Source organism: Paenarthrobacter sp. NPDC058040, assembly GCF_042885775.1.
Taxonomy (GTDB): domain Bacteria; phylum Actinomycetota; class Actinomycetes; order Actinomycetales; family Micrococcaceae; genus Arthrobacter.
In genome coordinates, this window is record NZ_JBHVRN010000015.1 from 97,516 (window position 1) to 120,038 (window position 22,523).

The window sequence follows — 22,523 nt, forward strand, 5'->3', positions numbered from 1 at the left end:
CTGACGCCCAAAGAGGCCAACTTATTGAAGCGCAAGGCATACGTAGCCTTTCTTGGCGACGCAGTCCCATCAGTCCCGGTTGAGAACGCCCTCGCACAAGAGTGGTCTACACACGCAGTACCGGCTGTTGCGGTTTCTGAATTGGAAGCAGCATACCGAGCCCTGAAAGAATCAGAGGCCCGTGTTGGACGAGGGGTCGATGCTGCACGACAAGCAGGTGTCTCCTGGACCGACATAGGCGCCGCGCTGAAGATCAGCAGGCAGTCCGCACACGAGCGCTGGAATCGAAGTTAAAGCATCTCGGAACTAGATCTATTCGCATTGCATCCACGGGCTCGCCGCAGCCAATTCAGTGCAAGGCTAGCTACCCTAGGACATTGCTCTAGGCCTAGGCAGCCTCATGCCACAGTGTGAGGGCCTCGTCAGGCGGTGGCCAGTGTTCTTCTCGTTCCTGGTCGTAGAGGTCTGCTTCTTCAAGGTAGGTGTCGAGGAACCGGGCAAGGTAGGCGTGCCAGATGGCGCGTTCGTGGCGATTGCGGCTGATCTGGTCGAGGTAGTCATCGAGGACACCGAGCCTGGCGGCGAGCATTCGCAGGTTGACTGACGTGGCTCGCCAAGTGCCGCCCTCGCGCTGGATCATCCCCAGTGTTTCCATCTCGGCCAACGCAGCCGAACAAGCATTGCGGCTAATACCACTGGCACGGACGATTTCCGCGGTGGTGGGGGAGTGCCGGCCACGTTCGATGGCCTCGTAGACGAGGGCTGCGGGATCTCCCAGGGCCCGGAAGACGGGGCGGATGGCGTGGATTTTTCCTTTCCGCCAAGTCAATGCCCTGGCTAGTTGCTGGAAATGCTCAGGGAGTTGAATGAGGTAGACGTCAGCTGCTTTTTGGCGCGCGTCGGCGATCTTGGTGAGAATCCCGTCAGAGGCTGCTGCGAGGATAGGCAACAGCCGGGCAATAGTGACGTGGTGCTTACCCATAGCCGCTGCCAGGGTGCGGCACCCGACGTCGAGAATGTCTGTTTCTTTGGCCCGCATGTACCCCAGGAGTCCACGGATCAACAAGCGAAGGCTCAGGCCCTCGCGGCCGCGCTTCTGGAATCTGTGGTCAAGGACTCCGTAGAGGATATTTTCCAGGTCGTTCACGAGCTGGTGCACACCAGCGACACTGGATTTCCCCGCCCCCCCTGTGGTTAAAGTCCGGCTTGTGTTGTTAATAAGGGCACTCTTCTCCCCATGTTTACGGGGGAGGGGTTTTTCCGGTGCCGGTGTGGTGCTGGTGAAGCTTTGGGCTTTGGTCCACTCGTAGGGCAGGAGGCGTGCCTGGCGTTCTGCGGATCCGTAGAGAGCGGCCAGTCCAGGGAATTGGCCGGCGAGCTCGCTCTCCACGTGCTGCAGCGTCCAGCCGCAGGCACTGAAGTGGTTCAGCACAGCCATCCGGGCCTCGGACGGACTCTTGTACCTGGCCGTGTCGTACAGGCCGGTCCGGGCGACCCGGCGCAACGGCGACTCGCTACCAGCCGTGAACGGCAGCGCCGGGAACCCACCGGTCCGCTGCGCGGCCGCAGTCTTCGCTTCCCGGGCCTTCAGGGCACGCTTGCGGGCCAATTCAGGCGCCAACGCCGCACGCAACTCCACCAAGGTCCGTGCCGGGTTACGGCGCCGCAGGATGTCATATGCCTCGGACAGGGGAGTGATCAAGGTTTGGTGGCCACCGGACTTGTGAACCGAACCAGGAACACGGATACAACCATCGGTGATGTTCTGGTGCGGGCTCGGGTCCAAACTCGTCGCCATCAACGCCAACGCTTCGACCAGCTCCCGGGCCTCGGCGCCTTCCAGGCGGGCGTGCAGCGGGACGTACAGGTGACGGCCGCCGCTGGGGGAGAAGTCTTCGACAAACCTCATGCCGCAGGCTAAGAGCAAACGGCCCACCCGGGCGACGTCGGAGTCGACCACGCCCTTCAAAGCTTTCGAGGTATCAAAGTCCAGGCACAGCGTGGCAACACTGCCATCCGTGCCGTGGACCATCACTGCAGCAGGACGCTCCGGAAGACTCCGGGTGATCTTCGGCACGTTCCTCGGCCGAGGATACTGAAACCTTTGGCCAATCCAACGCCCCAAACGGTACGACGGCGCGCCAGCGATCAGCGGAGCAAGGCCCCAAGCGTTTATGGGTTCAACATGGTCAACAAGACTCGCCCGGGCAGTTGTTGACGACGGCAGAGGTGCCGGTACCATAGGCATAGATGCTTTCTGTGTCAGCAGAGGGTGCAAAAAAGGAGCTACCCGCTTGGGAAGCTTCGAAATACGTTCAGATCGTGTCCCGCCAAGAACGAGATCTGAACAAGTAACTTGGAGTAGCGGCCCGTCAGATGATGGGCCGCTCTTCTTTAACTGGCTTCAGCTATAGGCAGCTGCTCCTGTCGCAGTTGTTCAATGTCAATGGTGTCTATCCAGTCCAGAATGACCTGGGTGAGATACGGACCTGGCTTCTTTCCGAAGGCTTGACTAAGAAGCTGGATCTTTTTCTTACGCTCGGCATCTTCAACCTGGATAGCGACGGTCCAGGGTTTGAGATTTTGAGACTCAAGAGGCACAGGCTGCTTTGAAGGCAAGGGCACGTTTGGGACCATGTCTCGATCCTGCCTCTTTAAAAATAAATTAAGTGGGACGACACGCTGCTGGCGTGTCGAAACCTTAAAGGAGCGGCCTTTCGGGACGAAAGCTTGCTCCATTACATCCCCATGACGTGATAGCCGCCATCGACATGGACGATTTCGCCCGTGGTGGCCGGGAACCAGTCGGAGAGCAGGGCGACGACGGCCTTAGCAACGGGCTGAAGGTTGGATCTATCCCAGCCAAGAGGTGCGCGACTTTCCCAGACGCCGTCTGCGCTCTCAATGCCGTCGATGGCCGCAACAGTGAAATTATCCAATGGACCGCAAGCGACGAGGTTAGTACGAATGTTGCGCTTTCCGAGGTGGTAGGCAAGGTACCGGTTGGTCGATTCATACGTCGCCTTCGCGACTCCCGCCCAACCGTAAATTGGCCAGACGGGTGTGCCGTCGAGGGTAACCCCGACAATGCTTGCTCCGTCACGTAGAACGGGCATGCAGGCTCTGGTGACGGCTTGAAGAGACGCTCCAGAGATTTGCAGGCTCGTGGAGAGGTCATCCCAACCTGCGGTCATAAAGCCATCGCCTACTGCTTCCGGTTTACTTGCCGAGATGCAGTGGATGATTCCGTCCAGGCTGTCCGTGTGCTCTTTGAGCCTGGTGTGGAGCGAGTCCAGATCGTCTTGATTTGTGGCGTCAAGTTCAAGGACTGGACCTGGTTGCGGGAGGCGACCGACGATCTTCTGGGTGATCTTTGAACGCCGGCCGAATCCGGTGAAGATGAGCGTCGCACCTTCATGTTGTGCCAGTTGAGCGGCGGCGTACGCGATGCTCCGTTCAGTAAAAATCCCTGTGACCAGGATTGTCTTTCCGTCGAGGATGCCCATTTAGACTCCTTCGTTAGCTGGGACGAGGCTTGTCATGAGATAGCGGCTGGAGACGCCGGCGGCGTCAATGGGCGCCGCCGCCAGGATGAAGTCTTTCCATTCTTCGGCGATGGTGCGCATCTTCACGGCGATGGATGACTGGGGACCTGTCTGGCCGGCGGCAACAGAGGACAAGTGACGCTCGAGGGCGAACTTGTCATCAGGATGAGCCAAAGCGGCCAGATTCCCTTCGAAGTCCGGAAGCAGGCCGAATTCGGCCCATTTTGGGGACGTCCTGAAGGTAACTTCCTGCTGCAGGTCGATGGCGGCAAAGGCGCGGTCTGCGGCGAGGGTGAAGAGAGCTTCAGTCATCAAACCGCTGGGCACAGGGTCGAGTCCTTGGGTGAGGATCTTCATAGGTGAGTCGACTTCGCGGCTGAAGCCGCGGAGCATGATGGCCTCCGGGTAGTCTGGGTCGTCATATGCCCGGGCGGAGTTCGAGATCTGCTTCTTGCGAGGATCGGCTGTTCCATAGCCGTGGATTACTTCATAGGAGAGTAAGTGTCGGTTTCGGTTGTTGACCGAAATACCACTGTCAATGACGAGCTTGATGGTGTCCCGGTCTTTTGTGGATATCAGCTTGGCCAACCACTCCCCGACGGGGCCGCGGGCACTCTCGACGAGTTTCGGATCGAGTCCGTAGATTTTGAAGAGGTTCGCGTCCCAGATGGACGCATCGTTGCCAACATTCTTGCCGGTCTTCTTATCCACTCTCCACTGCCACGTGCCCACCAGAGGAGCTTTTGGAACTTGGTGGCCGGGATGCTCGAAGATTCCGTAGGCTCCGACAACCTGCCGTCCGTCCGGAGAGACGATGGGAATGGCGACAACGGAGAACTCTTTACCTTCGTAGTGACTGATTCCGTCGAACGCCTGTCCGGTCGTCAGGGCTGTCCGAAGTCGTTCGAGCAAGACCTTGCGGGTTCGCTCGTCGAGCCAGTTTCGAGGGCTAATGCCGGCGTGGTCCTGATCGCCGATTGCGAGGAGGGATGCCCCATCTTCAGTGGCATCCAGCACCACCCACCGGCCTCGAGCGTCAAATAGGCGGGGCTTAGACATCGGCGTCATCTCCTCTACGAGCCGGGCCTGGTTGCTTGGCCGGCATCAATGGGTTTCCGAAAAGGGAATTCAAATCAATGGAAAGGCGCACCTCGCCGTTGCATGTTCGAACGATGCCGGCTCTCTCAAGCTTCGACAGTTCACCGGCGACAATGCTGGGGCAAAGTTCAAGTCCCTCGGCGATTTCTTCGAGTCGCTGCGGAATCTGAAGGAGGTTCAACGCGCGGAGGATCCGCAGAGATGGGGTCGAAGCTGCGGTGCAAACAGCAGTGAGAATGTCGGTGCGCATGACTCTAAGCCCTAACAAGTAGAGGGTTGGAAGCCAGCACACCACTGTCCAGCAGCACACTTGAGGTATTTGAAATGTAAGGCCGACCGCCGGCCGAACCACTTGGGACCCTACCTGTAAGGTGCAACGGTGGGCAAGTTTATTGAGCAAGCACCAGTGGCAGTCGTAGTCGGAGCATCGAGGGGAATCGGAGAGGCAACCGCAAGGCGTTTTCTCGATGAGGGATACGTCGTTGTGGGAACTCATCGAGGAAGCGGGGTACCGGACGGAGTCCATGGGATCACATGCGATGTTACTGACAATGCGGCCATCAAGGCTGCCTTCAAGGACACAGTCACGGCCTACGGGCGACTGGACACTGTGGTTTACAACGCTGGTATGGCGCGTCAGGACCTTCTGGTGCGTATGAGGCCGGAAGATCTCCGGGAAGTCATGGAAACAAACCTTTTCGGAGCGTTTACCACAGTCCAAGAATCGCTCAAGTACATGGGCAGGGCCCGGACCGGGTCCATCGTGTTGATCTCTTCTGAATCGTCCCGCGCAGGGATTCCTGGTTCCGCGCATTACACCTCCTCGAAGGCTGCCCTGGATGGTTTGGTTCGTTCGGCCATGTGGGAGGCCGGGCCTCGGGGAATCCGGATCAACGTCGTTGCTCCAGGCCCTACGAAGACAGACATGCTCGCCAAGGTCGAAGGCGAGGACTTGGCGAAACTCATAGATTCCTCACCGCTGCGACGCATCGCGGAACCAACTGAAATCGCCGATGCCATCTTCAAAGTGAGTACCCTGACGTACCTGACAGGTGCGCTGATACCGGTTACGGGTGGCGAAGGATTAGGTTACTGAGATTCCCCGTCGGGGTTGTTCTTGGAAATATCGATGCCCAGGAAGTCGTATAGGGCTCTAGCCATCCGGCCGTACGTGTCTTTGTTTACTTCCCAGCGGGTGGACCTCCCGACCCGCTCACCGCGGGCGGGGTCACCAACAAGAATGCCCAGGTCCTCCAGCTGGTCGAGGTTTCTCCCGACCAGGTTCGTGTCCAGCGCCAAGTCCCGAACCAAGACCGCCCTCAATGTCGGACCGTTGGTGTAAAGATAGCCAACGATGGCGAGCCGCGCGGGGGTGCTGATAACCCTCTGGGCTATGAGGAGGTCTTCTGACCAGTTTTCCTCTGGAAGGGCATATTTAGGCACGCTCCCCATTGTGCCTGTTACAAAGTTCATTTTCACACCAGATGTGCCTCCATCACTGCCTTAGTCTGCCTAATGAACTCATTAAAAGCATTGCTTAGCTCATATAGCAACTTGATTGTGTTATATTTTTAGCACTGATGAGACCTTTAAGCGAGTTCATTAGTTCTTGCAAGAGCTGCGCCAACCCACTGCACGCCGAGCTACATCCGGACCGGACACGTGGCGTTGGAGTTGGCGGCACCAAGAAAAACCAGGCTGGGGGAATGCGAAGTGAGAGAACTCGGGGCACTACTTGGACTCCGGCTGGGTCCCCATGAAACTGCTCTCCGAAGGGCGATCTAATGAGGCAGAGCAGCTCGCCTGTGGTGGTCACCTTGATCGTGACTCCTGGGTTGTTTCTTGGGCTGGTGTTCTCGTTCATCCTGTTGCTCGCTCCTGCCAAATCCGCTGCCGTTGGCTGCGGCCCGGTCTCGGTTGTCGTGGGCGGGAGCACCAAAGTTGACGGGTACACCTCGGAGCAGTTGAAGAACGCGGCCGCCGTCATTAGTGCCGGCAAGGCGCTGAATCTCTCCGTGAAGGGTCAGACCATCAGCATCATGGTGGCCCTGGGGGAGTCGGGGCTGCGTGTTTTGGACTACGGCGACGGTCCCGGACCGGACTCCCGTGGATTGTTCCAGCAGCGCGATAACGGCGCGTGGGGCTCTTATAAGGACCGGATGGACCCGACCACCAGTGCAACGAACTTCATCAAGGCGCTGCAGGGCGTGCCGGATTGGGAGCTGCTGGAGCCGACCATCGCAGGGAACAAGGTCCAGCGCAACGCGGACCCGTATCACTACCAGCGGTACTGGCCCGAAGCGGTCAAGGTCGTCCAAGCGCTCTCTGACGGGAAGTTCTCCGTTGACGGCGGCGACTGCGGAATCACGGGGAAGTCAGGCACCGGGGATGACTACCCGTGGAAGAACTCACCGACTTGGCAGCAGGTCGGATCAGGCTCAGCTGCGGCTTCACCGTTGGGCATGTTCTACCGCGAATGCGTGGACTTCGCCCTGTGGCGGGTGAACCAGCAGATGGGTTCCACCAGCGCACCGTTCAAGTTCCTCAACGGCAACTTCCGCCCGGACGGGCCGACCCTCGGCTCTGCTGTGACGTGGAAGGCCGGCTGGGACGCCAAGGGCTGGCCCACCGGCAAGTCACCCCGGGTCGGTGCAGTGGTCTGGTACGCACCAGGTGTCGGGGGATCGGACCCGGTTTTCGGTCACGTCGCCGTGGTCAAGGAGGTCAAGGGTGACGGCACGTTCGTCGAAGAGGGCTATAACGGCAACCCTCCACCGGATGACCACAACTACTACACCCGGAACGTCAGCAGCCGCGTCCCGTCGGCGTTCCTGTACCTGCCCAACCACGAGGAGAAGAAGTGAAGAGGTCCTTGGTTCTCGCCGTCGTGGCAATGCTGTGCGCCGGGTGCGCACCGGCATCGCACACCCCACCGGCCCCCACACAGAGATCGGCCACACCGTCTGCCCCGGTTTCCTTGAGCGCCGGAAGTGGCCCGCAGGCACCGGGAGGGACAGTCCCACCCACCGTGGGCATCTCGTGGGATCGGGCCAGCGAGGACCGGGCGGTGGATGTCGCGCAGAAGGCGATGGCCGACTTCGCCCGCCCGTCGGTGGAGGAGGGGCAGTGGGCGAATGATTTTGCCCGGTGGCTCACCCCACAGGCCACCGCCGACTACTCAGCCGTGGACCCGGTCAACATCCCGGCCAGCCGGGTCACGGGCCCGGCCAGGCTGACCGTAGATGAGGCGAATGGCTACGGCGTCACAGCAGCTGTGCCCACCAACGCCGGGACCTACACGCTGCAGCTGCTCCGCACAGGCAGGGACGCTCCGTGGAAGGTCAACCGCCTCACACCACCAACGCCCTGAGCACTGCTCCTGTCCATCTCACACACGTAAAGGAAGAACGTTCATGGTTACGACACCAACCGAGGTCCTGGCCTTCCCAAGCATCAGGGCCATCGTCCGCGACAACGGAACTGCCGAAGTTGTCGTCGCCGGCAACTCCCGTGTCGTCCCCGACGGGGACACTCTGCAGGACCTCCGCAACAACGCCCTGGCGCTCGTGGTCGGAGAAGCACAAACGCTCCAGCGTCCTGTCCGGGTCCAGATCGAGGACCCCGAAGGGCACGGCGAACTGATCGTCCACCCAGACAACACGATCGAGTCCGTCCTCTACGAACCCCGCCCGACCCGTCGCCGGGCACAAGCTCCGGAAACAACACCCGAAACCGCAGCCCCCGCCAGCAACGGGACAGCCCTCGTGGTTTCCCCGGAGCCAATCCCTGCCCCCGCAGTGCCGGCAGCACGCGAAGAGGGGACGGCCTCGGTGGAGAACCAGCCTTGGGCGCCGAAACCCACGAAGCCCGACACGTCAGCAGTAGGTGCTCCTGCGCTTGAGCCTGCCAGCTCGAACGGGCCGGCGGTCTCTGAGGCCGTGGCTCCGGAGGAACCTCTGACCCGGCGGAGTTTGAAGGAAACCTCGTTTCTGGTCAGTACACCGGTGCTGGAACCGGCCACCCAGGGCTGGCGTGGGGCATTCACCCGCCTGGGGTTTCGGATGGACCCTTCTCCTGAGGAAGTGGCAGAGCGGGAGGACATCCGCACGGTGAGCCAGCACTGGCCAGGACCGAGGACCATTGCCGTGGTCAACCGCAAGGGAGGGGCCAACAAGACCCCCACGGTCGTGATGCTTTCTGCCATCCTTGCCCGTTACAGCGGCGCGGCCACGGTCGCTTGGGACAACAACGAGTCCCAGGGCACCCTGGGCTGGCGCACGGAAAAAGGCGCGCACGACCGCAGCGTCCTTGACCTCATCGATTCCTCCACGGAACTGCTCTCGCCGTCGACGAACGCGGCCGAGATCGCCAAGTTCGTCCATCACCAGACGGCCGACAAGTTCGACGTGCTGCGCTCTGATGAGAACGAAGAAGGCGACCACGAAGTCACCGCCGAGGAAGTGGACATCGCCCACCAAGTCCTGACCCGTTATTACCGCCTGGTGGTCATGGACTCCGGGAACACCGCCCGGGCCGCGAACTGGCGCCGGATGATCGATCACACCAACCAGCTCGTCGTCCCGGTCACCGCTATCGAGGACCGTGCAGAAGCCGCCCGGCTGACGCTGCAGACCCTCGAATCCCGCGGTGGCCACGACGCCGAACTGGCACGCAACGCCGTAGTGATCGTCTCCGAATCCACCGACGCTAAACGCAGCATGACCGGCGAGGCCCTGAAACGGGCGAAAGCGGAGGCGCAACGGATCGCGGACGGTTTCGAGCCGTTCGTCCGCGCCGTTGTCCGGATCCCTTACGACCCGGCCCTGGTCAACGGCCCCATCCGCTACGAAACCCTCCAACCCGCCACCCAGCGGGCCTGGCTGGCGGCGGCCGCGGCCGTCGCCAAGGGCTTCTAACCACCCCACACCGGAGATCGACGAAAGGAGGAACCATGCAACTTTCTCTGAACCCCTGGATCGCCAGCCCTGCCGCCGACGTCGAAGAGGACACACCCAGCGTGCATGTCCCACCGGCTGCGGCGATCAGCACTCCGTTGCGGGGAATGGTCGAGCCTGACACCGCTGACCGGCTGGCCAGCCGCAGAATGTCAGGTGCCGCGGCGCTGTGGGTTGTCGGTAGCCATGGGGGAGCGGGCGAGAGCCGGATCGCAGAACTGATTCCCGGGGCGCGCCCGGCGGGCCACTCCTGGCCCGTTCCGCAGGGCGGCAGCACGCCGCGGGTGCTGTTGGTCTGCCGCGCCGATATGCGCGGGCTCACCAGCGCTCAAAGCGCCCTGACCCAATGGGCATCGGGAGCAGCACCTGAGGTTGAACTGCTCGGCCTGGCCGTCCTGGCGGACGCCCCGGGAAAGACCCCCAAGGCGCTGCGGGACTTCGCAGCGATCGTCGGCGGGGGAGCACCGCGCCTCTGGATCCTTCCCTGGGTCGAGGAATGGCGGCACGGCAACCCCACGACTGCGCCACCGGCACGTCACTACCAACGCTTCATCACCGACGTCGCTGCCCTGGCCACGGAAACCACCCCAAGCACTAACTACTGAAAGGTCCCACTTATGAACGCTCTCACCGCCATCGCCACCAGTGTCATCCCCGACCCCAAACCGGAAGTTCCCAAGGAAGCCGGAGGCCTGCTCACCGTCCTGAACTGGGCTTCCGGTATCGGCCTCGTCCTCGGCGTCCTCGGCATCATCGTCGTCGGCATCACCATGGTCATCAAACTCCGTCGTGGCGAAGGCGCCGAATCCCTGGAAAAGCTCGGCTGGGTCGTCCTGGGCTGCATCATCATCACCGGCGCCGCCGGTATCGTCCGCGCCTTCGTCTAAACCAGCACCATCAACGGGAGGTTCACCCTTGAGCCAGTCAACAGAGAGCACCACCGAGGCCAATCCGTTCACCAAACCCGGTTTCATCATTGCTGCCGCGCTGGTGGTCGCGCTGATCGCAGCAGCCATCGTCATCTTCCTGCTCCCCAAAGGACAGGAAAACGCACAACAAGCTCCCGAAGAGTCGACCAGTTCGCCCGCTGCTAGCCCCAGCGAGTCCGCCGCGGCAGACGCCAGCATCTGCGGGCTTCCCGCCTCGACGGAGAAGGCACTGGGTAAGGCTCCGGCAACGAAGTGGGAACTGGTTGGCACGATGGCGGCCCCGACAGATCCCAAAATCGGTCCGGGCAAGACTGATGCCCAACGCATCAGGTCGTGCTTTGCCCGCTCGCCGCAAGGGGCCCTGTACGCAGCAGTCAACCTCTGGGCCTTGGGCAGTGATCCTTCCAAGGAACGCGCGATTGCTGACCAGCTTGCCGCTGAAGGCCCCGGCCGCGATGCCGGCATGAGAACCCCGCAGTCATCTGCACCGTCGAGTACCGTCAAAGTCCAAATTGCGGGATTCAACGTTTCGTACACGGCGAATCAGGCGGTCGTGGATCTGGCCTTCAAAGCAGACACCGGCGCTCTCGCGTCCGTCCGCACAACCCTTCTCTGGCAAGACGGTGACTGGAAAGGTGTCGTGGCCGATACCGGTGCACCACTGGAGGAACCGAGTCAAATCCGTGACCTCTCAGGCTTCATCCCCTGGAGCGGCGCATGAGGCCAGTGTGGAACCCGGTTGGCGACTGGATCTCCGGCCTGGCAGATGACGCCACGGGCAACCTGGCCAAAGCCATCCTTGAGGGCATGAGCCAGATGGTGACGACTCTGTCTACGTTCTGGGTTTCTATGCCGACCGTGAACCTGGCAAGCAGCCCGGACGGCACCACCGCCAGCCCTATCGTGTCGATGGTCAGCAGCGAGTTGATGCCGTGGACGCTCGCGCTTGCGGTCCTGGCCGTGATCCTTGGCGGCATCCGGTTGATCTGGGAACAGCGCGGGGCGCCCCTGAAGGATCTGCTCCGTTCCTTGATTACCCTGACCCTGGTCTCCGGTACCGGGTTGGGCGTCATTTCCATCCTGGTCGTAGCGGCTGACGCGTTCTCCGCAATGGTGATCAACCGCGCCACCGACGGCAAGGGGTTCGCCGAGTCCATGAACCTCCTGCTGCTCATTAACCAGCCAGGTGTCGGGGTGTTCATCCTGATCGTCCTGGGCCTGATCGGGCTGATCGCATCGATGGTTCAGATCGTGCTGATGGTGGTTCGCAGCGGCATGCTTGTGATCCTCGCCGGGATCCTGCCAACCACGGCGTCGTTCACCAACACCGAGATGGGCCGGCAGTGGTTCCAGAAGGCCGTCGGCTGGACCATCGCTTTCATCGTCTACAAACCGGCCGCGGCCATCGTGTACTCGGTGGCTTTCCTACTGATGGGCAACGGAGCCAATCTCAGTGGCCTGGTTCAATCCATCACGGGTTTCACGCTGATGCTCGTGGCGCTGTTCGCGCTGCCTGCGTTGATGCGGTTCGTGACGCCCTTGGTGGCGGCCGTAGCCTCCGGAGGCGGCGGAGGGGCTGGAGCGGCCGTCGGCGCACTGGCCACGGGCGCGGTCTCGCTGGGCCGGGGCGGCAGCGGCAGGGGAGACGCCGCACCCACACCGGCATCAACGAGCACCCAGAACACCAATACCGGGAGCGCACCGAAGGGTAGCACCGGGCCAACCGGGCCACGAGGTGGGGGAGGGCAACCCACTCCGGGCGCTAACGGTCCGGGCGGGGCCGCCGGCGCCGCTGAAACAGCCAAGGCAGGGGCAGCTGGCACGGCGGGAACGGCGTCTGGTGCCCATGGAGGTGTACCAGCGGCCGGAGCCAGCGGGGGAGCAGCGGCAGCTGGCCCTGCCGGTGTGGCTGTCGCTGCAGGGGCACAACTGGCGTCCAGGACGTCGCAAGCCATCGAAAAGACCGCACAGGATTCAACAGGGGAGGGACCCAGTGGCAGCAATTAACACCGAGTACAAAGAACCGTCCTACGGCAACTGGCGTGTACCGCGCACGGCCGGGCTGGCCAGCCTCAGCACGGTCACCACAGTTATTTTCTTTGGCGGGCTCCTGCTGGGCATTGTGAGCTTCGCCCTGTGGGGCCTGCTTGTTGGCCTGGGTGTTCTTGCCCTTGTCGGTGTCAGCGTGCTGCTGCTGACAGTCAAGGACAAGCACGGCCAGTCCGTCGTTGATCGCTTCGGTACCCGGATGGCCTTCAAGATCTCCCGGTCCTCGGGGACGAACCTCTACCGCTCCGGCCCACTCGGTGTCACCGGGTGGGGGATGTACCAACTCCCGGGGCTCGCGGCGAAGTCGACCCTGTACGAGTTCACCGACTCCTACAAGCGACCCTTCGCCCTGCTGCACGTACCCACGACGAGTCACTTCACCGTGATCTTCTCCACCGAACCCGACGGTGCCTCCCTGGTTGACCCCGAACAGGTCGATGCGTGGGTCGCGAACTGGGGCGGCTGGCTCGCCTCCTTGGCCGATGAAGCAGGACTTGACGCCGCGGCCGTCACCGTCGAAACCGCACCCGATTCGGGGTACCGGCTCCGGAACGAAGTCATGGCCAACTTCGACCCGGCCGCGCCCGTCTTCGCCCGGGACATGCTGCACGAAGTCGTGGACACCTACCCGGAAGGATCAGCCACGGTCCGGGCCTGGGTGTCGCTGACGTTCAACGCCGCCATCCGGACCGGGGCCAAGAAACGGACCCCGGAAGACGTGGCCCGCGACCTGGCCTCCCGGATCCCGGGCCTGTCCGCACGGCTGCAGTCCACCGGCGCCGGGATCGCCCGGCCCCTGACGGCCCAGGAACTCTGCGAGGTCGTCCGGATCGCCTACGACCCGCCCGCCGCACTCATCATCGATGAAGCCCACGCCGCCGGCACCCCCGTGTCGCTGACGTGGGGTGAGGTCGGCCCCACCGCGACACAAGCAAGCTGGGATGACTACCGGCACGATTCCGCGTACTCGGTCTCCTGGACGATGACCGGCGCCCCGCGCGGATCGGTGAACTCCTCCGTCCTGTCCCGCCTGCTCGCCCCCCACGGAGACATCGACCGCAAACGCGTCTCCTTGCTGTACCGTCCGATGGACTCGGCCCGCGCCGCGGCCGTCGTCGAGCGGGACCAAAACAACGCCAACGTCCGCATCACCTCCGGAACCCGCCCCTCCGCCCGCGCCCTGGTCGATGCCCGTTCGGCGGCGCAGACCGCGCAGGAAGAAGCCCAAGGCGCCGGGTTGGTGAACTTCGGCCTGGTCGTCACCGCCACCGTGACCGACGCCGAACGCCTCGCAGACGCCGTCGCGGCCGTCGAGCAAACCTCCGGCACCGCCCGGGTGTTGCTCCGCCGCGCCCACGGATCCCAGGACACCGCCTTCGCCGCATCCCTGCCCATGGGCCTCGTGCTGCCCCAACACAGCATGCTCCCGTCCGAGATTAAGGACGCCCTGTAATGGCCCCGATGAAGCTTTTCGGTCGTTCCTCGAAACACAGCACTGCTCCTGCGAAGGCCGCGGAGAAGACGGCCGGGAAGCATCCGCGCGAGGCCGGGCCGGGTGCCCGTGGCTGGGCCGGCCGCGGCGGAGGCCTGGCCCAACTCGTTCCCTCCGTGAAGGAGTACCGGGGAACCACCGTGCAGGTCTGCGGCCTGTGGCCGTTCTCCTCCGGAGCGTCCTCGCCCATGATCGGCGTCCCGCTGGGCCGACACGAGGAAACCCAGGCCACAGTCTGCTGCGACCCGATCAGCTGGTTCCAACGCGCACGCCTGATCTCCAACCCCTCAGCCTTCATCCTCGGAAAACCCGGGTTGGGCAAATCCACCGTGGTCCGCAGAATGTTCATCGGACTCGCCGCACAAGGCGTGCACCCCTTGATCCTGGGCGACCTTAAAGGTGAGCACGTCAAAGCCGTCCGAGCCCTCGGCGGGCAAGTCATCCGGCTTGGCCGCGGCGTCGGGTACCTGAACATCCTGGACCCCGGCCAGGCTGTCGAAGCCGCCCAGCTCCTCGAAGAGAATGGACACCACGCAGACGCCGCACGGGTCAGGGCCGACGCGCACGGCCGCCGCCTGACCATGGTGGTCTCTCTGATCACCATCAGCCGGAACAGCCCGCCCACCGACCAGGAACAAACCATCCTGGACCGCGCCCTTCGCGTCCTCGATGACCGCTTCGACGGCATCCCAGTCCTAAAAGACCTGCTGGATGTGATCGTCTCCGCCCCCGCCGAACTGCGGCAAGTCGCACTGGACCGCGGTGACATGACCATCTACCAGCGCGAGACCCGGGCGCTGGAGGCAACCCTGATGGGCTTGACGGGTGGCGGGAAACTCGGAGAGATCTTCTCCCGGCAAACCTCCGAACCGATGGTCCGCGACCGTGCCGTCGTCTTCGATGTCTCCAGCATTGACGAGACCGAAACGGACCTCCAAGCCGCCATCCTGCTCGCCTGCTGGTCCTACGGGTTCGGCACAGTCAACGTCGCCAACGCCCTCGCCGACACCGGCCTGGAACCACGTCGGAACTACTTCGTCGTCCTGGACGAGCTGTGGCGGGCACTCCGGGCAGGGAAAGGCATGGTCGACCGGGTGGACGCCCTGACCCGATTGAACCGCTCCGTCGGCGTCGGTCAGATCATGATCTCCCACACCATGTCCGACCTGCTGGCCCTACCGGCCGAGGACGACCGGATGAAAGCCCGCGGCTTCGTCGAACGCTCCGGCATGGTCCTCTGCGGCGGCCTCCCCGCCTCCGAAATGCCCCAGCTGACCTCAGCCATTCCCCTGTCACGGCAGGAACAGCACAAACTCATCGGCTGGCAGGACCCGCCCGCGTGGGACTCCCGCGGCGTCGACGTCGAACCCCCGGGCCGGGGAAAGTTCCTCATCAAGGTCGGCGGCCGCCCCGGGATCCCCGTCCAGGTCGGACTCACCTCCTTGGAGAAAGGCCCCGACGGGGTCAATGACACCGACGGTAAATGGCATGCAGCCCCGGAACCCCTGCTGGAAACCGCACCCCGCACGCTGCCCATCGAAGGAGGCTCACAGTGAGCGCCCCCAACCGCAAAGGAATCGGCCTCGGAGATACCCTGCTGGTCTGGCTCGCCATCGGTTTCATCGTGATCCTTGGCGGCGGGACCTACGCGGCACTGCACCTTGGATCGGCGATGGCAGGCCTCCAAGCGCCACCGGCCCACCCTGTTGATCTGATCGTCGGTCTGATCAAGGGCCGCGTGCCGTGGCCGACCGAGGCCACGGTCGTTGTCTGCCTGATGGCCGGCGTCGTGCTGGCACTGGCCATCGTGGTGCTCATGGCCTGGCGGAAAGGCGCCTCCCAGCGTGCCCGGGTCGATAAAGCCGCCCGCTACCTTGGACGAGGGAAGGCGCTGGCCGCGTTCTCCGAGAAAGGAGCCAAGGCCACGGCCGAGCGCCTTGGGGTCACCGACACTCCGGGCATCGTGGTGGGAAAGGTGGTCTCCACCGGGCAGAAGTTCATCCAGTCCTGGGAAGACCTGTCCCTGGACATCTGGGGGCCGCGGACCGGTAAATCGACCTCGCGGGTCATCCCGGCCATCCTGGACGCACCAGGTGCGGTGGTCTCTACCTCGAACAAACGCGACGTCATAGATGCCACCCGCGGTGTGCGGGAGCTGATCGCCCGGGTATGGGGGTTCGATCCCCAAGGGATCGCCCAGGAAGTGCCGGGCTGGTGGTGGCCGATCCTGACCTACGTCACCGACGAAGAAAAGGCGTACCGACTCACTCAGCACTTCTCGGCCGGGTCCCGCGTCCCGGGGTCCAACCCGGACGCTTACTTTGATCCCAAAGCTGAGGACGTTCTGACGTCGTACTTCCTCGCGGCCGCGCTCGGGGAACTGCCCATCACGCAGGTTTACCTGTGGGTGACAGAGCAGGTGAACCGGGAACCGATCAACATCCTCAAACAGCACGGCTACGAGCTGCAGTACAAGGGCTTGGAATCCACGCTGGAACTGGCCGATAAGCAACGCGACGGGATCTTCGGCACCGCCGAGAAGATGATTCAGTGCCTCAAGAGCCGCAACACCCTCCGCTGGATCACCCCGCTGCCCGGCACAACCATGGCCACCGACCCACGACCCCAGTTCAACCCGCACGCATTCGCGTCCTCGCAGGAGACGATCTACATCCTCTCCAAAGAAGGGGCCGGCTCCGCGGCCCCCATCACGACCGCCTTGACAGTAGCCATCGCCGAAACCATGGAAGAACGCGCCGAGCGCAGCGGCGGCCGCCTACCCAAGCCCGGCCTGTTCGCCCTCGATGAGCTGGCCAACGTCGTCCGCTGGGCCGGGCTGCCGGACCAGTTCAGCCACTACGGCTCCAAAGGCCTGATCGTCATGGGGATCCTCCAGTCCTGGTCCCAAGGTGTCGAGCTGTGGGGCGAGGCGAACATGCGGAAAATCTGGTCAGCGGCGAACGTGAAAGTCTACGGCGGCGGCGTGGCAGAAGCAGGCTTCCTCCGCGAGCTCATGGACCTCATCGGTGACTACAGCTACATCAACGTCTCCACGTCCTCCGGTAAGTCCGGGTCCAGCCGCTCACGTCAAGAAGGCAAGGAACGCATCTTCGACATCTCCAACCTCGCCGAACTCGACCGCGGCCGCGCCGTCGTCCTCGCTTCCGGCGCCCCGGCCACGCTCGTCCGCACCATGCCCTGGTACACCGGACCCCACAAGGAAGCCGTGGAGTCCTCCATCAAGACCTACAGCCCGCGCCCCGAAGAACCGGCCGTTTCGGTGCCCGCCGAGCCGGCGGCCAATCCCTGGGTTACAAGGTAGGAAGGACCCGGTCCCATGGCGAATGACTTCGACCTGTACGACACGGACACACCCCCACCGGGCACGGACGGTCGAGATGGGGAGAAAGCGCCGGAGCTCGTCTACGGATCCGCCGAAGAGTTCCTCCACGAACAGCTACTACCCACCTACATCCGCAACGTCACCGGGAAAACGGCCAGATGGTGCACCGAATGGTACTTCCACCCGGAAGCCGTCTCCCGGGTCGCAGCACTCTGGCGGGCCTGGGAGCACCTACGTCTGGACCCCGCGACTGGCATGAGCGTCTGGTGGAGAGACCACGCAGACCACCACATGCGCATCCTCCTGGAACCACAAGGACCGTTCTACAACTGCGACATGAAAGAACACCGCGAACCTGAACTCCTGGAACCCAAGAAAGCACCCGACGGCTGGTTCCCCGACGTCAGGAGCATCAAACCATGAATCCGGCCAGCCTTGGCGAACCCTCGCCCAAATTGTCCAGACGGTCTGGACAATTGCACGGCCAAACCATGGGCGTTCGAACACCTCGGTGATTTGCGCAACAGCTTGCTGCGCAAATCACCGCGGTGCTGCCGCAATCGTCAGAAACCCCTCAGCCCTGGTCACGGAGGTACTGCCGCAGTCCAGGGATTGCGAAATCGACTTTCCCATAGCCGGCGGATTCAATCAGGCCCGCGGCGATGAGCCGCTTCCGGTACTTGGAAACGACATTGGGTTTGGCTTTCAGGATCCCGCCGATCTGTCCGGCCGCGGAGGGGCCATCCTGGGCAGCCATGGCATCCAGGAACTCGCGGTCCTTGTCGGAGATGTCCGATAGTGCCGACTCCACGACCACCAGGCTGTTCCGGCGCTCCGCGGCGACGATGGCACGCTCAACACTGGCCTCATCCAACGCCCACCCCGCTCTTCCCGCTTCCAGCCAGAGGTAATAACCAACGAGCTGGATCAAGAAGGGATACCCTTCCGTAGCCTCGGCAGCTTTGGAAATGAGCACAGGGGAGACGTCGATCCCGCCCTGCGTGAAGAGCTCGCTGTAAGAAGCGGTGACTTCGGCGATGGCCGCTTCGTGGAGATTGATCCGGTCGGCCCGCCGCAGAAACGTAGCCACACCTTCATTAAGGAGGTCCGACACCGCCGAGGGCAGGCCAGCGAAGATCAGACCAACAGGTAGCCCTTCGCGGATGAAGTGCTGGACGTCGGCGGCCAGCTGCGAGATTTCCGTGCGGTCGACAGCGTGGATCTCGTCGATAGTCATGACCAGACCGGTGCCCTTTTCGGACAGCCTGCGCAGCAGCTCGCTTCCTATCCGACGCCAGTCATTGGCACGTTCGGGAGGTAGCTGTGTGGTGAGCCCAAACCCCGCCGCGGAGAACGCTGTGATCTTCCGGGAGGGAGGGCCGGCGCCAATCTCATCAAGAAGGCGCAGCATGTCATCACCAATCCCGGCAAGGAAGCCGGGAGTCGCTGTCCGGGAGATGACGGCCCAGCCATGCTCGCGGGCGATGCTTTCCGCTTCACTCAACATCACGGTCTTGCCGATACCCCTGGAGCCCGTGATGATGGTCAGAAGCCCCGGCGCCCCGGAACCCTGCTGCAGGCCGTACTCGAACTCGTCCAGCAGCCCGGCCCGGCCCACCAGCGCTGGTGGGGTTGCTCCGGCTGTCGGTTTGAACGGGTTCAGCACGGCAACTCCTCCAGGCAGAAGACAGGTGAAACTAGGTGAAAGTGGTGAAAGTGGTGAAACTCCTGCCACTCTAAGACGAAGTCCTGGTCCCGGCAAGCGCGACCACCCGAGCCGGTAGCATCAAGGCCATGACGCGGGAAGAAAACTACATCGAGCACGCACTCCACGTTGGACAGGAACTGACTGGCCTCAGTTTGCAGCAGCTCGGTTTCGAACCCCGCATGGAGGATCTTAGTGACGACGAACTGACCCGGCTGGGCGCTGAGGACCTTGAGTGGCTCGATAGCATCACGCCGGAACGGCGCGACAAGAGCCTGTTTCAAGCGAAACTGCTGGCCGGCGTGCTCTGGGAAGCCTCTGCCGTCCTCATTGATCAGCTCTTCGAAGACCTCAACGGCCTCAAAAGCCTTGACCAAGCGGACCGCCACGACATCGCCAACACGTTCGTTTTGTCGGGGCTGCCGCCCCGCCATGCGGATAAATACGATGTCCGGTTTGCTCAACAATTCCTCGTGATCGCTGCGGACATGACCGGCTCTCTGATCCGCGGCTGGATCAAGCCTTCCTGCGTCGCGCAGGAACTGGCATTGCGTTGCCTGTACGACCAGGTCGAGGTCATCCAGGACCTCTACGACCTCGACCTTCCGGACGGCTGGCGGGGGAGGCTCGAAGAACAGATGCTTGACGACACGGACAGCGAGATGCTCTACGAAAACGCCTTGGACGGTTTTGAGGATGACGTTGAACTAAACCTGCAGCTGGGCCTGGCGCCCATGAAGATCGAGGATTGGTTCGAGCCCTTCAACGACGCCCACGTCCCGCCCTTCGCTCGCTGAAGCCAGCCAACAAGCTACCCCCAAAACCTGATATCGCCGATAAGCACCCATATGTGTTGATCGGCGGATCTAGGTTGACGAGTAGGCTAGGGCGGCCCTGTAGAGTGGCATTCCAAACTCGGCAACTATGAATCTTCGGCCGCGACTGCTACAAGATTCCACCTAGGTTTGGCTCCCTTTCTTAGTCCAAGCTCCGTCCTTAATAGTTTTTCGAGTCATCGCGTACCCCAGAAATACTGAACCGGCCAGAACCGCCCAACCGACAACGGGACAAATGGCTAGTTCCCTGGGTATCCCACTAAGTAGAATGCCGAACGCAATGACAGGGATTCCTGCAGCACCGATTGACGCCGCTTCGTCTTGGGTAGTGAGTATCCTCGTATGGAGTTCGGTTGTCCTCTCAGTAGCATCTCGGACCAAGCTGGCAACCTCGCTGAGCTTATTCTCCACGTGGCTAAAGTCGCTGTTCACTGTGTTCTGAAGGTTTCTCAATGCAACTTCCAACAAAGCTATTTTTGCTTCCGTTGTGGCATCCTGAGGAATGACAAATTGAGCAGTTCCTCTCATTGTGAGCTCTCGGTTCGCGCTCACGATCGATGCAACTGAGGCGGTGGTTGACGGTGCCCGCACAAACCGCAAGTGTTGGCTGAGCCACATCTGGACTATTACCACTCGTGACTTGAGCCAGAACTTGATTAGGAACAGTAGCCGCTTCCATCCGTGTGGTGAGGTGAGGACGGCTCCGAGAAGGGCAAGAACCACACCACCCGCCCGAAGTATCAGCTCGTCTTCCCACTTGAGCAGCTGCAATAGGTCCATTCAAAGATCTTCGCAGAAGAGTGTCTCCGTTGTTCTGCAGATCTCAGCTTGGCTAATCGCTGATTATTGAATCCTTCGACGAGATGTTGGAAAGCCTAGATTTGATGCTTTTGCTCCAGCGGTGCGAAGTAGTCGCAACCGGGACCCTAGCGGACGCGGGTGTCGCCACCGTACTGAAAGCTCGGCGTACAAAGTCAGCCCCACGTGTAGGACGGGCATGAAGGCTAGCACTCCGCCCATGATCAATAGTGATAGCCATTCGGGGAAGAATGGGGTGGCCGATGGCTGTTCCCGCAGGCCATTGCTGACTCCAAAAGCAAACGCCAGAATGAGGCCACCTGCGGTAGACAGCGGCAACCATAGGAGAGTGTTGAGCGTGCCGAGTGTCCCAGCAGCCGACAGTTGGTTCGCTCCCAAGCTAGTTGGGGCCGGACTCAGAGGCTGACCGTTCAGATAGGCGTCTCGAACTTTCGCTCGCTCAACAAAAACGGACATAAACGAGAGCAGAGCTATCACCATGACGGGCACGCATGGCAGGAAGAACAGGAGCTCCCCGTTCTCATTCGCCGCATTAATTATGCGATCAAACGTGAGTTCCTTACGTGGGATCTTTCCCGCGAACCCTCCAATCTGCCACGTGGCCGCAAGCATTGCCGCAGGTATGCTGACTGGCAGCAGCAGCTTCCAAGCAGGGACAGCGTGAATGGCGAGTAATCTGGCGGTTGCGTCACGTTCTATGCTCTGTGCCACAGCTGCATCGCTTGCAAACGAAGATGCCTTTGATCGTTCGTGCCAAAAAGTCACGTGCCGTCGCAACCGCGCTGTTGATGCTATTTGGTCAACGGCAACGAAAAGGCCCACCAAGGACACGGCAAAGCCAATGGCGGGGCCAACAATTTGAGCAATCTGATCCACTGTCTCATTATCTTTGAGCAGGCCAGACATCGGCACGTGAGAGCCTTCATGGAGCGGAAGTATGGACCTTCACCAGATACTTTGGTGGCATGAGAAAAACTGGGGGAGCAGCAACCATTGTGCTGCTTACTGCTCTGGCACTCACCGGGTGTGCCGGCAAGGATGAACCAAAAGCCAACCCGTACCAATACACGCCCACCCCTGAAGCCCAGGTGAGTTTTGACGCGGCTCAAGTCGCAAAGGTCAAGGCGGCTTGCGAGGCTCAACTCAAGGCTGTTGCGAAAAACAGCGGTCGCGAGATAGCGGGAGTGCCACCCAAGCCGTACGAGGTTGTATCGGTGACCTTCACCGGCGAAGTCAAAGAAGTGAGCCTCACCTACGACGAAATCGCGTGGGATGTCCCGCTGAGCGTCGTAAACCAGACCCCTGACGGCAGGACGACTACGAAGTCTGAGACTTGCCGCTACCGCAGGCTCCAACAAGACGCGACCATGCTGTGAGTCTGTTCGGAGGCAAACGGGCTTGGACCGTGATCCTGCTTGTGGGCATAGGCTGGGGCGTCATGTCCGGCGTGAACTCGTGTAATCAACAGAAGGCTGCCGAGGCCGAAGAGCAGCGAGTTGCATCGCTCGCTACTCGGTCTAGCGCAGAAGCTTACTGCGAGAAGTACGTTCGCGAGGATGAACAGATCAGATCCGAGTTCTCGATAGACCAGGTCACATCGCAGCAGATGTCCAAGTATGGGTACCGCGTGCTTGTTAAATACTCCTACCGTGATGGCTATCGCAACAAGATCGTCAGTCGCGATAACACCTGCAATCTGGAGTGGCGTGGCAAGGACTGGCGCAATGGAATCAGGTTCTAGGGGCTGAATAT

General features: G+C 61.9%; 23 protein-coding genes. 15 read left to right on the forward strand and 8 right to left on the reverse strand.

Annotated elements, in window-relative coordinates; genetic code table 11:
• Positions 1–388: 388 nt before the first annotated feature.
• From ACFVSJ_RS19835 to ACFVSJ_RS19855, 5 genes are all read right to left on the reverse strand, one after another.
• A complete protein-coding gene (locus tag ACFVSJ_RS19835) occupies positions 389–2,077 on the reverse strand; it encodes an ArsR/SmtB family transcription factor (protein WP_387438773.1) in 1,689 nt (562 codons plus the stop codon).
• 317 nt (positions 2,078–2,394) lie between these two features.
• Positions 2,395–2,739: a hypothetical protein gene (locus ACFVSJ_RS19840; protein ID WP_387438774.1), complete on the reverse strand. Its 345-nt coding sequence runs from the start codon at positions 2,737–2,739 to the stop codon at positions 2,395–2,397.
• Positions 2,739–3,506: an enoyl-ACP reductase FabI gene (fabI, locus tag ACFVSJ_RS19845; protein ID WP_387438775.1), complete on the reverse strand. Its 768-nt coding sequence runs from the start codon at positions 3,504–3,506 to the stop codon at positions 2,739–2,741. Before fabI ends, ACFVSJ_RS19840 begins: the two co-directional genes overlap by 1 nt.
• Entirely contained in the window at positions 3,507–4,565 is a 1,059-nt protein-coding gene (locus ACFVSJ_RS19850; RefSeq protein ID WP_387438776.1) for a hypothetical protein, read from the reverse strand. It abuts the gene before it with no gap.
• Positions 4,566–4,596: 31 nt separating this feature from the next.
• On the reverse strand, positions 4,597–4,893 hold the full coding sequence (locus tag ACFVSJ_RS19855) for a hypothetical protein (RefSeq protein WP_387438777.1): 297 nt from the start codon (positions 4,891–4,893) through the stop codon (positions 4,597–4,599).
• A gap of 156 nt (positions 4,894–5,049) precedes the next feature.
• On the opposite strand from ACFVSJ_RS19855, the gene ACFVSJ_RS19860 reads away from it, so the two are divergent.
• The gene (locus ACFVSJ_RS19860; protein WP_387438831.1) at positions 5,050–5,739 is read left to right on the forward strand and encodes an SDR family NAD(P)-dependent oxidoreductase; all 690 of its coding nucleotides are present in this window, start codon (positions 5,050–5,052) and stop codon (positions 5,737–5,739) included.
• Here ACFVSJ_RS19860 and ACFVSJ_RS19865 read toward each other — a convergent pair.
• Positions 5,733–6,116, reverse strand: coding sequence for an ArsR family transcriptional regulator (locus ACFVSJ_RS19865; protein ID WP_387438832.1), 384 nt, complete (start codon positions 6,114–6,116; stop codon positions 5,733–5,735). The two genes, ACFVSJ_RS19860 and ACFVSJ_RS19865, sit on opposite strands and share 7 nt — an antisense overlap.
• A gap of 311 nt (positions 6,117–6,427) precedes the next feature.
• Here ACFVSJ_RS19865 and ACFVSJ_RS19870 point away from each other — a divergent pair, with 311 nt between their 5' ends.
• The 11 genes from ACFVSJ_RS19870 to ACFVSJ_RS19920 are packed head-to-tail and all read left to right on the forward strand — an operon-like array spanning position 6,428 to position 17,834.
• Positions 6,428–7,507 carry a CHAP domain-containing protein gene (locus ACFVSJ_RS19870; protein ID WP_387438778.1) on the forward strand — a complete coding sequence of 360 codons (1,080 nt, stop codon included), beginning with the start codon at positions 6,428–6,430 and terminating at the stop codon, positions 7,505–7,507.
• A gap of 29 nt (positions 7,508–7,536) precedes the next feature.
• Complete coding sequence (locus ACFVSJ_RS19875) at positions 7,537–8,013, forward strand: hypothetical protein (RefSeq protein ID WP_387438833.1); 477 nt, start codon at positions 7,537–7,539, stop codon at positions 8,011–8,013.
• Between the two features lie 43 nt (positions 8,014–8,056).
• Positions 8,057–9,559, forward strand: a complete 1,503-nt coding sequence (locus ACFVSJ_RS19880) for a chromosome partitioning protein ParA (protein ID WP_387438779.1) — start codon at positions 8,057–8,059, stop codon at positions 9,557–9,559.
• Between the two features lie 35 nt (positions 9,560–9,594).
• Entirely contained in the window at positions 9,595–10,203 is a 609-nt protein-coding gene (locus tag ACFVSJ_RS19885) for a DUF6668 family protein (protein ID WP_387438780.1), read from the forward strand.
• Between the two features lie 12 nt (positions 10,204–10,215).
• Positions 10,216–10,485 carry a hypothetical protein gene (locus tag ACFVSJ_RS19890; protein WP_387438781.1) on the forward strand — a complete coding sequence of 90 codons (270 nt, stop codon included), beginning with the start codon at positions 10,216–10,218 and terminating at the stop codon, positions 10,483–10,485.
• Positions 10,486–10,513: 28 nt separating this feature from the next.
• Positions 10,514–11,248, forward strand: coding sequence for a hypothetical protein (locus tag ACFVSJ_RS19895; RefSeq protein ID WP_387438782.1), 735 nt, complete (start codon positions 10,514–10,516; stop codon positions 11,246–11,248).
• A complete protein-coding gene (locus ACFVSJ_RS19900) occupies positions 11,245–12,534 on the forward strand; it encodes a hypothetical protein (protein ID WP_387438783.1) in 1,290 nt (429 codons plus the stop codon). Before ACFVSJ_RS19895 ends, ACFVSJ_RS19900 begins: the two co-directional genes overlap by 4 nt.
• Positions 12,521–14,029, forward strand: a complete 1,509-nt coding sequence (locus ACFVSJ_RS19905; RefSeq protein ID WP_387438784.1) for an SCO6880 family protein — start codon at positions 12,521–12,523, stop codon at positions 14,027–14,029. The genes ACFVSJ_RS19900 and ACFVSJ_RS19905 overlap by 14 nt, the downstream gene beginning before the upstream one ends.
• Entirely contained in the window at positions 14,029–15,624 is a 1,596-nt protein-coding gene (locus ACFVSJ_RS19910; protein WP_387438785.1) for a helicase HerA domain-containing protein, read from the forward strand. Before ACFVSJ_RS19905 ends, ACFVSJ_RS19910 begins: the two co-directional genes overlap by 1 nt.
• On the forward strand, positions 15,621–17,390 hold the full coding sequence (locus ACFVSJ_RS19915; protein WP_387438786.1) for a type IV secretory system conjugative DNA transfer family protein: 1,770 nt from the start codon (positions 15,621–15,623) through the stop codon (positions 17,388–17,390). Before ACFVSJ_RS19910 ends, ACFVSJ_RS19915 begins: the two co-directional genes overlap by 4 nt.
• A gap of 15 nt (positions 17,391–17,405) precedes the next feature.
• A complete protein-coding gene (locus ACFVSJ_RS19920; RefSeq protein ID WP_387438787.1) occupies positions 17,406–17,834 on the forward strand; it encodes a DUF4913 domain-containing protein in 429 nt (142 codons plus the stop codon).
• 151 nt (positions 17,835–17,985) lie between these two features.
• On the opposite strand, the gene ACFVSJ_RS19925 is transcribed toward ACFVSJ_RS19920, so the two are convergent.
• Positions 17,986–19,077 (reverse strand): AAA family ATPase, encoded by a 1,092-nt coding sequence (locus ACFVSJ_RS19925; protein WP_387438788.1) that lies wholly within the window; start codon positions 19,075–19,077, stop codon positions 17,986–17,988.
• A 128-nt stretch (positions 19,078–19,205) separates the two neighbouring features.
• Here ACFVSJ_RS19925 and ACFVSJ_RS19930 point away from each other — a divergent pair, with 128 nt between their 5' ends.
• The gene (locus ACFVSJ_RS19930; RefSeq protein ID WP_387438789.1) at positions 19,206–19,913 is read left to right on the forward strand and encodes a hypothetical protein; all 708 of its coding nucleotides are present in this window, start codon (positions 19,206–19,208) and stop codon (positions 19,911–19,913) included.
• A 162-nt stretch (positions 19,914–20,075) separates the two neighbouring features.
• On the opposite strand, the gene ACFVSJ_RS19935 is transcribed toward ACFVSJ_RS19930, so the two are convergent.
• Positions 20,076–20,723, reverse strand: coding sequence for a hypothetical protein (locus tag ACFVSJ_RS19935; protein WP_387438790.1), 648 nt, complete (start codon positions 20,721–20,723; stop codon positions 20,076–20,078).
• Between the two features lie 1,013 nt (positions 20,724–21,736).
• Between ACFVSJ_RS19935 and ACFVSJ_RS19940 the strand changes: the two genes are divergently transcribed.
• Together ACFVSJ_RS19940 and ACFVSJ_RS19945 are read left to right on the forward strand one after the other, a co-directional pair.
• On the forward strand, positions 21,737–22,147 hold the full coding sequence (locus tag ACFVSJ_RS19940) for a hypothetical protein (RefSeq protein ID WP_387438792.1): 411 nt from the start codon (positions 21,737–21,739) through the stop codon (positions 22,145–22,147).
• A gap of 29 nt (positions 22,148–22,176) precedes the next feature.
• Positions 22,177–22,512, forward strand: coding sequence for a hypothetical protein (locus ACFVSJ_RS19945; RefSeq protein ID WP_387438793.1), 336 nt, complete (start codon positions 22,177–22,179; stop codon positions 22,510–22,512).
• The last annotated feature ends 11 nt before the right edge of the window (positions 22,513–22,523 follow it).